Source organism: Acidiphilium sp., from assembly GCF_049977125.1.
GTDB lineage: Bacteria > Pseudomonadota > Alphaproteobacteria > Acetobacterales > Acetobacteraceae > Acidiphilium.
On sequence record NZ_JBMFGY010000037.1, the window covers coordinates 13,571 to 28,256 of the forward strand.

Below are 14,686 nucleotides of genomic sequence, written 5' to 3' on the forward strand. Positions count from 1 at the left end.
TGCGGATCACGACCTCATCGGCGGCGGCGGTCGATGCGATCGCCGGGATTCTCGCCGCCTCCCACGCGCCCGCCGCGCCGCCAGCGATTGTCGCGCCCGCCGCGCCGCACCCGGTGTCGCCCGGCGTTGCGATCGGCCCGGCCACCGTGCTGGCCCCTGCCCTGCCCGTGCTGCCGGATCGGACCACCGATGCGCCGGATGAAGCGATCGCGGCACTCGACGCTGCGCTGGCGCGGGCGCGGGCACAGCCGGCCGGGGCGCATGACATTCTCGCCGCCCAGCACGCGTTGCTCGACGACCCCGCGCTGCGCGACGCGGCGGTGGCGCGGATCCGGCATGATCATGCCGACGCCGCGACCGCCTGGGCACGGACGATCGAAGCCGCCGCCGCCGCGATCGCGGCGCTGGATGATCCAACCCTGGCGGCGCGCGCGGCCGATCTGCGCGACGCGGCGACCCCGGTGCTGCTGGCCCTCGGCGTTGCCCCCGCTGCCGAACCGCCGCGCGGCGGGGCGATCCTGATCGTCGATGATCTGGCCGCCTCGCTCGCCGCGCGCCTCACGCGGGAGACCACGCCGGGCGTGATCGACCGCGCCGGCAGCGCGACCTCGCACGCCGCCATCCTGCTGCGGGCCGCTGGGATTCCCTATGTGGTCGGCGCCGGCGCGCTCGCGGTCACCGAGGGGATGAGGCTCGCGTTCGACGGCGCCACCGGCACGATCTGGCGTGATCCGGATGCCGCGACTCTGGCGCGGCTGGAAGCGCAGGCCGCCGAAGAGGCGCGCCGCGCCGCGCTGCCCTCGGGCGGTACGCTGATCCTGGCCGATGGCAGCACGCTGGAGTTCTGGGCCAATGTCGCGACGGTCGATCAGGCCGCGGCGGCACGGCGGCAGAACGCCGTCGGGATCGGGTTGTTGCGCACCGAGTTTCTGTTTTTCGATCGCGCCACCGCGCCGGGGGAGGAAGAACAGGCCGATCTGCTGCGCGCGATCATCGCCCCGATGCAAGGCCGCCCGGTGGTGATCCGTGCGCTCGATGCCGGGGCGGACAAGCCGCTGGCGTTCCTGCCGCTCGGCGCGGAGCCGAACCCGGCGCTCGGGCGACGCGGGTTGCGCGCGCTGCTCGCCCATGCCGACCTGTTCGAAACCCAGTTGCGCGCCATGCTGATCGCCGGTTGCGATCACGACCTTCGCATCATGCTGCCGATGGTGACCAACCCAGCGGAATTCGCGGCGGCGCGCGTGCGGCTCGAGGCCGCGCACGCGGCCTTGCTGCGGGCGGGACAACGTCACGCCTGGCCGGTGCCGCTCGGCATCATGATCGAGGTGCCGGCGGCGGCGCTGTGCATCGAGACCTTCGCCGAGGCGGATTTCGCCTCGATCGGCACCAACGACCTGACCCAGTACACGCTCGCCGCCGATCGGGTGAACCCTGACCTCGCAGCACTCGGCGATGCGTCGCATCAGGCCGTGCTTGGCTTGTGCGCGCGGATCGCCGCCCACGCCACGATGCCGGTTTCGGTCTGCGGCGAGGCCGCGGGCGATCCGCGCATCGCGCCGGGCCTGATCGGCGCCGGGTTGCGGCGATTATCGATGGCGCCGGCCGCGTTCGGCGCGGTCCGCGCCGCGATGACGAGCCGACCCGGGGTTTAAGCGGGGGGGTGAGCGGGATTATGCCCGGTTCAGCCGCGCCGTCCGGGACGGGTGAACGCCATGGTGCCATCGGCGAGCCGGCCCCAGCGCAGCATTGCCAGATCGCGCACGTAGTTCTGATGGAGACGCCAGGGTTTTTTCGAGCCCTGGCGCGGAAACGCGCCGATGGCGCGTTGCACGTAGCCGGAGGTGAAATCCAGGAACGGCGCTTCGGTGACCGAGGGATCGTTGCGCCGTGGCGTGCATTGCGTGGCGCCCTGCCGCTTCATGGCGTTCAGCAACCGGCAGACATAGACGGCGGTGAGATCGGATTTCAGCGTCCAGGAGGCGTTGGTATAACCGAACGAGGCCGCGAAATTCGGCACATCGCTGAACATCATGCCTTTATAACAGAGGGTTTTTGCAAAATCGACGATGCTGCCGTCAACCCGGACGCGAAGCCCGCCCAGGAGTTTCAATTGCAACCCGGTCGCGGTGACGATGATATCCGCCGCGATCTCACCGCCTGAGCGCAGGCGGATGCCGGTTGGGGTGAAACGCTCGATCTGGTCGGTCACGATCGAGGCGGCGCCCGATTTCAGCGCCGCGAACAGATCGCCGTCCGGCACCAGGCACAATCGTTGATCCCACGGCTTGTAGCGTGGCGTGAAATGGGTGGCGACATCGTAATCCGGCCCGAGCGCCTGCTGCGCCAGAGCGATGATACCGTCCTTGACGCGTTGGGGTCTGCGGCGCGCCAGATTGTAGAAAAACAATCCGAGCAGGATGTTGCGCCAGCGGGTGATCCGATAGGCGAGCGCCGGTGGCAATCGCGCGCGGAGGCGGTTGGCGAAGGCATCTTCCGCCGGGCGGGCAACGATATACGTGGGCGAACGCTGCAGCATCGTGACATGGGCGGCGGTTTTGGCCAGTTCAGGCACCAGGGTCACCGCGGTCGCGCCGCTGCCGATCACCACGATGCGCCTGGCGGCATAATCCAGATCGGCCGGCCATGATTGCGGATGGATGATGCGACCGGCGAAACGCTCCGCCTCGGGAAACGCCGGCATGTGCCCCGTATCGTAATCGTAATAGCCGCTGCACATGAACAGAAAATTACACGTGAAGGCGATTTGGTCCTCATCGGCACCCTGCGTCGCCGTCACCGTCCAGACCGAGCGCGCCGAATCCCACGCCGCCTCGGTCACGCGATGGCCGAATTTGATGTGCCGATCGACGCCGAACGCCGCCGCCGTGTCGCGAACGTAATCGAGGATCAGCGATCCGGGCGCGATCGCCTTTGACTCTGTCCACGGCCGGAACGAATAGCCCAGCGTGTACATATCGGAATCGGAGCGGATGCCGGGATAGCGGAACAAATCCCAGGTGCCGCCGATCGCCTCCCTGGATTCCAGGATGACGTAGCTGCGATCGGGACAATCGCGCGTCAGATGACAGGCCGCGCCGATGCCGGACAGGCCGGCCCCGACCACGACGACATCGAAATGCCGCGCCGCCGGCATGGCGTTCACCCCGCCGCGCGGAACGCGGCAACCGCTTCCGCGGCACCTTGGGCGATGAAGCGGGCATCCGATCCGACCGTGACCAGATCGAACCCCTTGGCCACCATCATTTTCGCATAACCGGCCGACCCGGTGTGGATGGCGGCGCGTTTGCCGTGATGTTTGGCGCGTGCGAGAATATGCTCGATCGCCTCCATCATGGTCGGGTGGGTCGGGTCGAATTGCGGCGCCATGCCGAGCGTCAAGGCCAGATCGTTCGGCCCGATATAGACCGCATCGATCCCCGGCACCGCCAGAATATCATCGAGCACGGCGACCGCCTGTCTGGTCTCGATCATCGCGAAGCCGGTGACCAGGTCGTTCGCCTGTGTGGCGTAATCGCCACCATGCACGAGGCTCGCGCGGATCGGCCCGTAACTCCGCCCGCCCCGCGGCGCGTAGCGCAGCGCATTGGCGAACAGTTTGGCGTCGTCGACCGAGTTGATCATCGGGCAGATCACGCCGAGCGCGCCGGCATCGAGCGATTTCATGATGATGCCGGGATCGACCCAGGGGACCCGCACGATCGGCACCACGTTGGTCGTGCTGATCGCCGTCAGCATCCGCACCGCGGCGCCATAATCGACCACGCCATGCTGGAGATCGACCGTCAGACTGTCCCAGCCCTGACGCGCCATGATCTCGCTGGCGAAACCATCGGGGATCGCGAGCCAGCCGTTCAGCGCGGCGCGATGATCCGCCCAGATTGATGCAAGCGACATGATCAACCCCTATCGCATGGTCGGCATCGCGAATTCCGCTCCGGCGCGAATGCCGGTCGGCCAGCGCGACGTCATGGTTTTCAGCTTGGTATAGAAATGTACCCCCTCATGCCCGTGCATGCCGTGATCGCCGAAGCTCGAGCGTTTCCATCCGCCGAACGAATGAAACGCCATCGGCACCGGAATCGGCACGTTGATGCCGACCATGCCAACCTCGATCTGATCGGCGAAGCTGCGCGCGGCATCACCATCGCGCGTGAAAATCGAGGTGCCGTTGCCGAACTCATGCGCGTTGATGATCGCCACCGCATCATCGAAACTCTTCTCCCGCACCACCGAGAGCACCGGGCCGAAAATTTCCTCGGCATGAATGCGCATACCCGGCCGCACATGATCGAACAGGGTCGGCCCGACGAAATATCCGCCCTCATGCCCCTGTAATTTCAGACCCCGGCCATCGACCACCAAGCTGGCCCCTTCGGCCACGCCGAGATCGATATAGGACAACACCCTTTCCTGATGCTGTTTCGAGACCAGCGGCCCCATCTCCGCCTCGTGATCGATCCCCGGCCCGATTTTGAGCGCGCGCGCCCCCTTGGCCAGCCGATCCACCAGCGCATCGGCGATGTCCCCGACCGCGACCGCGACCGAGATCGCCATGCAGCGCTCGCCGGCCGAGCCATAGGCCGCGCCCATCAGCGCATCGACGGTCTGATCCAGATCGGCATCCGGCATCACCACCATGTGGTTCTTCGCCCCGCCGAGCGCCTGCACCCGCTTGCCATGCGCCGAAGCCGTGGTGAAGATATGCTCGGCGATCGGCGTCGACCCCACAAAACTGATCGCGGCGATCCGCCGGTCGGTCAGCAGCGCATCCACCACATCCCGATCGCCATTGACCACGCTGAACACGCCGCCCGGCAGGCCGGCTTCCTTCAGCAGTTCGGCCAGGCGTAGCGCGGCGGAGGGCACTTTTTCCGATACTTTCAGAATGAAGCAATTGCCGCACGCGATCGCGACCGGGAACATCCACAGCGGCACCATCGCCGGAAAATTGAACGGCGTAATCCCCGCCACCACGCCGAGCGGCGCGCGGATTGTGTAGCTGTCGACATTGGTGCCGACATTGCGCGAATACTCGCCCTTCAGCGCATCCGGAATCCCGCAGGCGAATTCCACCACCTCCATGCCGCGCACCACCTCGCCCGCCGCATCCGACAGCACCTTGCCGTGCTCGCTGGTGATCAGCGCCGCCAGCTCGTCCTTATGGGTCTCGATCAATTCCTTGAACTTGAACATCACCCGCGCGCGGCGCAGCGGCGGTGTCGCCGCCCAGGCCGGAAACGCCGCGACGGCACTGGCGATCGCGCGCTCGATCTCGGCGGGCGTGGCGACGTTGACCACGCCGGTCTGCACCCCCAGCGCCGGATCGAACACCGGCAGATGCCGGCTTCCCGCGCCGTCGATATGCTGATTGTCGATGAAATGACCGCGTGATTTCATGGCGTAACCCCGTTATTTTTCCCTCCGCATATTGTCGCCGCCACCGCCGCAGGGCAACCCCCGCGCGGGCGCGCTTGCGTTGCGCGCGACGCCCCAGCCGCCTTGACGTCGTGCTGGCGCGTGCCAATCGTAGAACGCGACCACATGGCGCGTGACGCGCCGGCCCAGCACGGAGGTACCGCATGACCCATCATCCCGCTTTTGCCGCCGGCCGCGGCGCTGTCATCACGGGCGGCGCCAGCGGCATCGGCCTCGCCGCCGCGCAATATTGCGCGGCACGTGGCATGAACCTCATGCTCGCGGATATCGACCAACCCGCTCTCGCGCGCGCGCGTGACGCCGTTCGCGCGGCCGCCCCGGAAATCACGGTCGAGATCATGACCACCGATGTCGCCGATCGCGCCGCGGTGCAGAGGTTGCATGATGCGGCGGTGGCGGCGTTCGGCACGATCGGCGTGGTGATGAATAATGCCGGCATCGAGGGCGGCGGCGGGCTGTTTGCCGATCCGGCGCGCTGGCGCGCCATCATCGACACCAATTTATGGGGCGTGATCAACGGCGTGCAGATTTTCACCCCCACCCTGATCGCGCAGAACCGCCCCGCGCTGATCATCAACACCGGCTCGAAACAGGGCATCACCATGCCGCCGGGCGATACCGCCTATAATGTGTCGAAAGCCGGCATCAAGGCGGTGACCGAAGCCCTCGCCCATGAGCTGCGGGAACGGCAATCGAGCGTCACCGCGCATCTGCTGATCCCCGGCTTCACCTTCACCGGCTTCACCCGCAAGCGCGTCGCAACCAGGCCGGCGGCGGCCTGGACCGCCGAACAGGTGATCGATTTCATGGCCGAACGCCTGACGCAGGGCGATTTCTACATCCTCTGCCCTGACAACGATGTCACCCGCGCGCTCGACAACAAGCGCATCGCCTGGGCGGCCGGTGACATCATCCATAATCGCCCGGCGCTGTCGCGCTGGGACAAGGCGTATGAGGCCGCGTTCGCTTCGTTCATCGCAGCGCCCTGACCGGCCTGAGGGGCCGGTCGATTCTGCTTTGCCGCACCATCGATTTCTTCTATGGATGACCCAACAACTTCCGGATCAAACGGAAAGAGGGGGATCGTCATGGTATATCAAACGATCGCGCGGCGCGTGGCGGGGGTTGCCCTCGTGTCGCTGCTGCTGAGCGGGGCGGCATCGGCCAACCCCTCGATGCTCGGGGATTTCAATTTCAATCACCCGATTTTCATCCATGCCCACCCGTTCGCGCGGCTTCGTCTGGTGATCCAGGTCAGCGAGGCCAATCCCGCCCGCTGGGTTCTGGCCCTGAACAGCGCGCAGAATGTGTTGGATTACCTGGGCGCGCAACGGGTGCAGATCGTGATCGTCGCCTACGGCCCCGGTCTTCTGATGTTGCTGGCGCATTCGCCGGACGCCAAGCGGATTTCATCGATGAACGATGAAGGCATCGAGTTCGATGCCTGCCACAACACCATGGAGGGGATGTTCCACGCCACCGGCCACATGCCGGTGCTGCTGCCTCAGGCGGTCATCGTGCCGGCCGGCGTGGTGCGGATCATGCAGCTCGAATCCCACGGATTCAATTACATCAAACCCTGACGCCCATCGCCGTCAACGCCGCGCGGAAAAAATCGCGCCCGCCGAAATTGCCCGATTTCAGCGCGAACAGCATCGCCTCGCCGCCGAGACGGCGCAGCAGCGGCACGCCCGGCGCGATTTCGGCGCCGATCGCCAGCGCGCTGATGCCCAGCCGATCGATCACGGCGCCCGCGGTTTCGCCGCCGGCAACGATCAGGCGCCGCACCCCATGCGCCACCAGCACCGCCGAAAGCTCCGCCAGCGCCGCCTCGATCCGCACGCCGACCTGCCGCCCCTGCGCCGATTGCAGCCGCGCGACCGCGTCAGGCGTCGCGCTGCTCGCCAGGAGCACCGGGCGGTCGCGCAGATGTTCGCCCGCCCAGGCGACGGCATCGGCGAGTTCGGCGCCGCCGGTCAACAATCGATCGATGTCGAGCCGCCGCGTCGGGATGATGCCCTGTGCCGCGTCGATCTGCTCCAGAGTGGCCGGCGCGCAACTTCCCGCGATGATCGCCACCGCGCCACCCACGGCGGGAAACGGCGGCGGCGGGCTGATCTTTCCGTCGCCGATCGCCGCGCGCGCGAGGCCAAGACCCAGTCCGGATGCCCCGGTCGAGAGCGGCAGCGCGAACGCGGCCTGTCCCAGCGCCACCAGATGCCGCTCCGCCACGGCATCGATAATCGCCGCGCCGCACCCCTGCCCCGCCAGTTCGCCCAGACGCGCCGCGATCGCCGCCGCCCCGCGCTCGACGATATCGAGCGCAACCAGCCCGACCCCGCGTGACGACTGCCGTGCCAGCACCCGCACCAGATCGGCGTCATGCATCGGGTTGAGCGGATGATCCTTCAGCGGACTCTCATGCAGCGGCCGCGACCCTACGAACAGATGACCCTGAAACACCGTGCGCCCGGTTTCGGGAAACGCCGGCGTGACCGGCACGATCGCAACCCCCGCTGCTGTCGCCCCCGCCGCAGCCGCGAGCGCCTCGGTCACCGGCCCGATATTGCCGGCATCGGTGGAATCGAAGGTCGAGCAGATCTTGAACATCACATGCGCGGCACCGGCCCGGCGCAGCCAGTTCTGTGCCGCCCGCGCGCGCGCCACCGCCTCGCCGGCGGGTGCCGCGCGCGTTTTCAGCGCAATCACGACCGCATCGATCCCGTCCAATGCCAGAGCCTCCGCCGGCACGCCGATGGTCTGGATCGTGCGCAACCCTTCTCTGGTCAGGGTGTTGGCAAGATCGGACGCCCCGGTGTAATCATCGGCAACGCAGCCTAGCAGCAAGGTCACCGCCGGTATCCGGCGAACCAGTCCAGACCATCGACCGTGACACCGCGCGGGCGATACTCGCAGCCGACGATGCCGGCATATCCCAACCGATCCAGCTCATCGAACAGGAACTTGTAATTCACCTCCTCGCCGTCGGGTTCGTGGCGCGAGGGCACGCTGGCGACCTGGACATGCCCGGTCATCCGTATGTCGCGCCGCAGCCGTGTCACGAGGTCGCCATGCATGATCTGGCAATGATAGAGATCGAATTGCAGCCGCACATTGCCGATCCCGAGTGCGGTGATCAGCGCCACCGCGGCGTCCAGATCATCCAGGAAATACCCCTTCATATCCCGCGCATTGATCGGTTCCAGCAACAGATCGATCCCGAACTCGCCGAGGGTTTCGCCAGTCCGCGTCACCGCGTCACGGTAGCGCGCCAGCGCCGCCGGATCGGTGCGATCGCCAAGTCCGGCCATCAGATGCAGCCGCGTGACGCCGGTTGCCGCGGCATAATCGAGCGCCCGCGCGGTGCCCGCGACCAGCTCATCGATCCGCCCCGGCAGGCAGGCGAGGCCCCGTTCGCCCGCTGCCCAATCCCCCGGCGGCAGGTTGAACATCGCCTGGGTCAGCCCGTGCCGCGCCAGCTGCGCGCCGATCACTTCGGGCGGATAGGCATAGGGAAACAGGAATTCCACCGCGTCGAACCCGGCATCGGCGGCGGCGGCGAAGCGGTCGAGAAATTCAAATTCAGTGAACATCATGGTCAGATTGGCGGCAAATCGGGGCATCTCGGTTCCAGTCAAACAAAGGTTCAATTATGTGCTGGCGCGCGGTTCGAGCGTGAAGCCGACATCGATCCGCAGCCGCTGCGACAGATCGCCGTTGATCCGGGCCAGCAGCATCGCGCCCGCCCGCTGGCCGATCGCCCGTCGCGGCGAGGTGATCGTGGTCAATCCCGGCGTCATCAGCCCGCTCACCGGCAAGCCGTTGAACCCGGCGATCGCCACCCGGTCCGGCACCGCGATGCCGTCACGCCGGGCCCGCAGCATCGCCCCCACCGCCATTTCATCATTGGCGAAGAACAGCGCTTCGATCCGCGGTTGCGCCGCCAGCACCTCAGGCAGGGCGCACCAGCCGACCTCCTGGTCCGAATCATTCGCCGCCTCGCACGACAGCGTCTCGAACAAGGTTACCGTCGTATCGCCTGCGGCGATGCAGTGGCGGTTCATCCCGTCATAGCGTTGCCGCGCCCGGTAATCATCGCGCATCCGCGCCCCGACGAAACCGAGCCGCCGATAGCCGCACGCGCGCAGATGCGCCGCCATCGCCGCCCCGGCCCGGACATGCGACAGGCCGACATTCATGTCGATGCAGCGCGGGCCGTATTCCATGAACTCGACCACCGGCACCGCCGCCGTCTTCAACAGTTCCACCGTGCGCGGCAGGTGGCGCAACCCGGCGAGCAGCACCCCCGGCGGCGCCCATCCCAATAATGTCGCGACCAGCGCGGCTTCGCGCGCCAGATCGTAATCGGTGCTCCCCAGCAACATCTGGTAGCCCGCAGCCTCGACCGTTTCCTGAATGCCCGCGATCACCTCGACGAACACGACATTCGACAGGCTGGGCACGATCACCGGCACCACCCGGGTCCGCGCCGAGGCCAACGCCCCCGCCATCCGGTTCGGCACATAGCCCAGTGCCGCGACCGCGGCGCCAATACGTTCGCGCAGGGCCTCGGAGACAGTGTCAGGCGTATTCAGCGCCCGCGACACCGTGATCGGCGCCACCCCCGCGGCCGTCGCGACGTCGCTCAGCGTCACCGCGCCGTGCCCCGCGCGCCGGGATTGCTTCGGGCGCACCGCTGGGGACCGCCTCTTCATGGTCGGGACTCACTCCGGATCGCGTCGCCTCGATCGGCAACGCTCAATCTGGCGGTGTATCGCGACATTTGGCGATCCGTGCAAGGTGATAGCGCTATCAGCCGGCGATTGCCCGATGGCGCGCAACCCCCTATGGTCATGTGTGGAACCCATGACGTGATCATCATTGCATCCGGCTTGCCCTTGAGTCCCTATTCTCGTGACGGCGGTCCTTGGGTCCGATGACCGAGGCGGCATTGCGCGACTCGATCTGCCGGTTCGGTCGTTCGCTGTTCGAGCGCGGTCTCACGCCGGGTGCTTCCGGCAACATCAGCGTCCGCCTCGATGATGGCGGCTGGCTCTGCACGCCGACCGACGCCTCGCTCGGCTGGCTCGATCCGGCCCGCATCGCCCGCCTCGATCGCAACCGCGTTCTGCTCAGCGGTGACAAGCCGACCAAGGAAATTCCGCTGCACGACGCGCTTTACGATACACGGCCCGATGCCGGCGCGGTGGTTCATCTCCACTCCACCCACGCCGTCGCGCTCTCCACCCTGCCCGATCTCGATCCCACCGAGGTTCTCCCGCCGATCACGCCCTATATTGTGATGCGGGTGGGTAAACTCGCGCTCATTCCCTATCACATGCCGGGCGACCCCGCCGTGGGCGAGGCCATCCGCGGTCTCGCGGGTAAGCACAGCGCGGTGTTGCTGGCCAATCACGGTCCGGTGGTGGCCGGCCGATCGCTCGATGCCGCCGTCTTCGCGATCGAGGAACTCGAAGAAACCGCCAAGCTCGCCCTTCTCCTGCGCAACCTCAACCCGCGCCTGCTCACGCCGGATCAGGTCGCGGCGCTGGTCCGGCGGTTCACTCCGTGAGCGCGCGGTCCGCCGCCCGCTGCCGCACCGCCTGCACCAGAGGGCCGGTTTCATCATAGGCATGGCACGAATTGAGCAAAGCGGCCGGAATCTCCCACCTGTCCTCGGTCACGCGCCCGGCTCGCGCCGCTTGATGCGCCCGCATGCTGAACATCGTCTGGATCGCCACCGTCGCGACCTGCTGCAACAATTCCCGCAGATGGGTGCAACCCTGGGTGCCACCCACCCGCTCCATCGCGCCCTTGAGGAAGCCACGGCCGATCGTCAGCCCCTCCAGCCGCGCGAAATTGGGCGCCACGCCGGGGCAGATCGCATGGGGCGTCGAATCCATCGCGGCCTCCGCCGCGCGCACCGTCATTTCCTGATCGATCGTCAGGCGCAGCCACATCCCGTGCAATGCCTCGCCGGCATTGATCCGGCCGCGATCATGATTGGCGAAACTGTAGGTCTTGGTGTCGGTCATGTGCGCCTCGATATCGAGCAGCCCATCGGCGCGCAGATACCCGCGGATATCGATGTCGCGCAGATGCAGCAACTCACGGGAACTGGCATGGCTCAGGGGCATCGGACCGTCTTTCACTGTGGATACCGCTTACGGTAAGGCAGCGCGCCGCCCGGTGCAAACCCGGCGGCCCGTCCATGCATGTCAGCATTGCTGTAGCAAATCGCGCGCGGGCCATTGCCGCCCTGCGACGGACCGACAATGATCATCTGCTTGAAACGAGGCTGCATGGAATATACCCACAAGCAACGGCTACAGGTTATTTTCGGCATCATCCTGTGCATGCTGCTCGCCGCGATCGATCAGACGGTCGTGATCCCGGCGGTGCCCGCCATCGGGGCCGATCTCCATGGATTTTCCCACCTCTCCTGGGTCGTGACCGCCTATCTGCTCACCTCGACCGCGACGACGCCGCTGTATGGCCGCCTGTCGGATCAGTTCGGTCGCAAGAATACGCTGATCCCCTCGATCATCCTGTTCGTCGCCGCCTCCTGCCTCTGCGCCGCGTCACAAACCCTGCCCGAACTGGTCGGCGCCCGCGCGCTGCAAGGGATCGGCGGTGGCGGATTGTTTGCCATATCGCAGGCGGCTATCGCCGATGTCGTCTCGCCACGCGAGCGTGGCAAATATCAGGGCTGGCTGGCCGGGACCTGGGGCGTGGCCTCGACCGCCGGTCCGGTGGTCGGTGGCTGGGTCACCGATCATCTGACGTGGCGCTGGATTTTCTGGTTCAACCTGCCGCTCGGCATCGCCGCCCTCATTCTGAGTCAGATCGGGCTGCGTCAGCTCCGTCAGGTCACTCGCGGCGGCAGGATCGATTTCGCCGGCGCCGGGCTGCTCACCCTTGCGGTCACCGCCTTCCTGCTCGGCCTGTCCTGGGGAGGGCACAGCTACGCGTGGACCTCATCGCACGTGGTCGGCAGTTTCGCGGCCGGTTTTGTCCTGATCGCCGCGCTCTGGGCCTGGGAACAGCGGGCCTCGACCCCGTTGCTGCCGATTCGCCTGTTCGCCAACGGTTCGTTCAACCGGCTTGTCGTGGTCGGTTTTCTGACCGCCCTGATCATGTTCGCCGCGATCTTCTCGCTGCCGCTGTTCTTTCAGCTCGTCTTCCACGCCAACGCCGCGCAATCGGGCTGGGAGATCATGCCGTTTCTGGTCGCAAGCACGATCGGCGCCTACACCGCCGGTCAGTTGGCGCGGCGGCTTGGGCGGACCCGGGGGTTGATGCTGATCGGCCTCGGCGCCACCACGATCGGCTTCCTGCTGCTCGGCTGCCTGCCCGATACGCTGCCGCTGCCGGTGATCGTCACGGTCTGTTTTGCGGTGGGGGTCGGGCTTGGGTTCATTCTGCCCTCGACCCTGGTCGCGGTGCAGAACAGCGCGCCGCGTGCCGACATCGGGGCGGCGACCGCGACACTCCTTTTATTGCGCGCGATGGGCGGGGCGTTCGGCGCCACCCTGGCCGGGACCATCCTGACCATGCGGCTCGGCAACGCGATCGACCAGCTCGGCAATGCGCACCATACGCTGTCGGACAACCCGGCCCTGCCGGCGGCGTTTCACATCACGTTCCTTGCGGTCGCCGGGTTTGCGGCACTCGGCCTGCTGATCGGGCTGAAAGTCGAGGATGTGGCGCTGCGCGAGACCATCGACTCCGAGCCTGAGCCGATCGGTCACTGACCGATGCCACATTGACGGACGACGCTTTGCGCGTTTGTTTAGCGCATGGTCCTGCCGATCGGCGCCCGCACCAATATCGACGAGGAAGTCAGCCGGCTGAAACGGGGCATCGCGCGCACCCTGGTCTATGCCGGGTTGGCCGATGTGCTGCTGCTGTGGGGGGGGATTCTGCTGATCAACGACGCGGTGATCGTGCTTGCGCCGCGTCTCGCGATCATGACGCTGGCGTTCGGCGTCGCCGGGCTGTTCGGCACCTGGGCGATCAGCCGGTTTCGCGCCCGCTCGCCGGCCCATGCCGACCATGCGCGCAAGCTGTTCTGGTGCTTCGCCGCTTTTTTCGGCTGGATCGTGCTGTGGCAGATCATGGGCATCCCGGCGCCGCTCAGCCGCTTGACCCTCGCGCAGCAGAACGCGGATGTTCTGTTTCAGATCACGTTCATCCTGCTGGGGATTTTGCTGCTCGGCATCTGGGTCGGGTGGGAACTCATCGCGCTCGGTCTGCTGGTGCCGGCGATCGTGATCGGGGATGCGCTGCTGGCGCCGGCGCGGCTGTTCACCGGCACCGCCATTCTGATCGCCGGGCTTGGACTGCTCGCCGCCGGCCTGTGGATGCGGGTCTCGGCCCGGGACATCCGGGCCGATCCGCTGGCGGTGACCCGGTGATGGCGGGGGTGCTCAGTACATGTGCTGGCCGCCGTTGATCGACAGGGTCGATCCGGTGATGAAATCGGCATCGTCGGCGGTGAGGAAGACGACGCCGCGGGCGATGTCGTCGGCGTGGCCGAGGCGGCCGACCGGGATTCGGGCGACGATTTTTTCCAGCACATCCGGGGGCACCGCGCGCACCATCTCGGTATCGACATAGCCGGGCGCGACCGCGTTGACGGTGATGTTGTAGCGTGCGCCCTCCTGCGCCAGCGCCTTGGTGAAGCCGTGGATGCCCGATTTGGCGGCGGCGTAGTTGACCTGGCCATACTGGCCGGCCTGACCGTTGATCGACCCGATATTCACCACGCGGCCGAATTTTTTCGCCTTCATCCCCTCGAAAGTCAGTTTGCACAGGTTGAAGCAGGAGCCGAGGTTGGTGTCGATCACGGCGTCCCACATGTCGCGGGTCATGCGCGACATGGTGCCGTCGCGGGTGATGCCGGCGTTGTTGACCAGAATCTCGATCGGGCCGAGGCGATTGGTGATGGCGGCGACCGCTTCGGTGCAGGCGTGAAAATCGCCGGCGTCGAATTTGATCGTCTCGATGCCGTGCGCCGCGGTGAAATTCTCGGCGGCGGTCTGATTGCCGGCATAGCTGGCGATCACGGTGCGACCGGCCGCCTTGAGCGCGACACTGATCGCCTCGCCGATGCCGCGGGTTCCCCCGGTGACGAGCGCAATTCTGGTCATTTCAATCCTCCCTTTTTATGGCAACTTGAGGCAGTTTGAACCCGAACGGCGGCGGATGTCCATGACCGAAATCAAGT

Annotated in this window: 14 protein-coding genes; 6 read left to right on the forward strand and 8 right to left on the reverse strand. The window is 66.6% G+C overall.

Features of this window, described 5'->3' with window-relative positions:
• Positions 1–1,652: putative PEP-binding protein (locus ACP5E6_RS08085; protein WP_427953620.1), on the forward strand; the 1,652-nt coding region annotated here is incomplete at its 5' end.
• A 29-nt stretch (positions 1,653–1,681) separates the two neighbouring features.
• Here ACP5E6_RS08085 and ACP5E6_RS08090 read toward each other — a convergent pair.
• Genes ACP5E6_RS08090 through ACP5E6_RS08100 form a run of 3 tightly spaced genes read right to left on the reverse strand, consistent with a single transcriptional unit; the run spans position 1,682 to position 5,418 of the window.
• Positions 1,682–3,154, reverse strand: coding sequence for a flavin-containing monooxygenase (locus tag ACP5E6_RS08090; protein ID WP_427953644.1), 1,473 nt, complete (start codon positions 3,152–3,154; stop codon positions 1,682–1,684).
• 5 nt (positions 3,155–3,159) lie between these two features.
• The gene (locus ACP5E6_RS08095) at positions 3,160–3,915 is read right to left on the reverse strand and encodes an HpcH/HpaI aldolase family protein (protein ID WP_427953622.1); all 756 of its coding nucleotides are present in this window, start codon (positions 3,913–3,915) and stop codon (positions 3,160–3,162) included.
• A gap of 9 nt (positions 3,916–3,924) precedes the next feature.
• Positions 3,925–5,418, reverse strand: a complete 1,494-nt coding sequence (locus ACP5E6_RS08100; RefSeq protein ID WP_427953624.1) for a CoA-acylating methylmalonate-semialdehyde dehydrogenase — start codon at positions 5,416–5,418, stop codon at positions 3,925–3,927.
• A gap of 182 nt (positions 5,419–5,600) precedes the next feature.
• On the opposite strand from ACP5E6_RS08100, the gene ACP5E6_RS08105 reads away from it, so the two are divergent.
• Positions 5,601–6,446, forward strand: coding sequence for an SDR family NAD(P)-dependent oxidoreductase (locus tag ACP5E6_RS08105; RefSeq protein ID WP_427953626.1), 846 nt, complete (start codon positions 5,601–5,603; stop codon positions 6,444–6,446).
• Positions 6,447–6,545: 99 nt separating this feature from the next.
• Positions 6,546–7,040, forward strand: coding sequence for a DsrE family protein (locus tag ACP5E6_RS08110; RefSeq protein WP_427953628.1), 495 nt, complete (start codon positions 6,546–6,548; stop codon positions 7,038–7,040).
• On the opposite strand, the gene otnK is transcribed toward ACP5E6_RS08110, so the two are convergent.
• The 3 genes from otnK to ACP5E6_RS08125 are packed head-to-tail and all read right to left on the reverse strand — an operon-like array spanning position 7,030 to position 10,172.
• Entirely contained in the window at positions 7,030–8,310 is a 1,281-nt protein-coding gene (gene otnK, locus ACP5E6_RS08115) for a 3-oxo-tetronate kinase (protein WP_427953630.1), read from the reverse strand. The two genes, ACP5E6_RS08110 and otnK, sit on opposite strands and share 11 nt — an antisense overlap.
• Complete coding sequence (otnI, locus tag ACP5E6_RS08120) at positions 8,307–9,080, reverse strand: 2-oxo-tetronate isomerase (protein WP_427953632.1); 774 nt, start codon at positions 9,078–9,080, stop codon at positions 8,307–8,309. Before otnI ends, otnK begins: the two co-directional genes overlap by 4 nt.
• A 27-nt stretch (positions 9,081–9,107) precedes the next feature.
• Positions 9,108–10,172: a LacI family DNA-binding transcriptional regulator gene (locus ACP5E6_RS08125; RefSeq protein WP_427953634.1), complete on the reverse strand. Its 1,065-nt coding sequence runs from the start codon at positions 10,170–10,172 to the stop codon at positions 9,108–9,110.
• Positions 10,173–10,393: 221 nt separating this feature from the next.
• Between ACP5E6_RS08125 and ACP5E6_RS08130 the strand changes: the two genes are divergently transcribed.
• On the forward strand, positions 10,394–11,029 hold the full coding sequence (locus ACP5E6_RS08130) for an aldolase (protein WP_427953646.1): 636 nt from the start codon (positions 10,394–10,396) through the stop codon (positions 11,027–11,029).
• Here ACP5E6_RS08130 and ACP5E6_RS08135 read toward each other — a convergent pair.
• Entirely contained in the window at positions 11,019–11,594 is a 576-nt protein-coding gene (locus tag ACP5E6_RS08135; RefSeq protein ID WP_427953636.1) for a DUF2889 domain-containing protein, read from the reverse strand. The genes ACP5E6_RS08130 and ACP5E6_RS08135 overlap by 11 nt on opposite strands.
• 165 nt (positions 11,595–11,759) lie before the next feature.
• Here ACP5E6_RS08135 and ACP5E6_RS08140 point away from each other — a divergent pair, with 165 nt between their 5' ends.
• On the forward strand, positions 11,760–13,211 hold the full coding sequence (locus ACP5E6_RS08140) for an MDR family MFS transporter (RefSeq protein WP_427953638.1): 1,452 nt from the start codon (positions 11,760–11,762) through the stop codon (positions 13,209–13,211).
• Between the two features lie 45 nt (positions 13,212–13,256).
• A complete protein-coding gene (locus tag ACP5E6_RS08145; protein ID WP_427953640.1) occupies positions 13,257–13,874 on the forward strand; it encodes a hypothetical protein in 618 nt (205 codons plus the stop codon).
• Positions 13,875–13,886: 12 nt separating this feature from the next.
• Here the strand turns inward: ACP5E6_RS08145 and phbB are convergent, their stop codons facing one another.
• The gene (phbB, locus tag ACP5E6_RS08150) at positions 13,887–14,609 is read right to left on the reverse strand and encodes an acetoacetyl-CoA reductase (RefSeq protein WP_427953642.1); all 723 of its coding nucleotides are present in this window, start codon (positions 14,607–14,609) and stop codon (positions 13,887–13,889) included.
• Between the last annotated feature and the right edge of the window lie 77 nt (positions 14,610–14,686).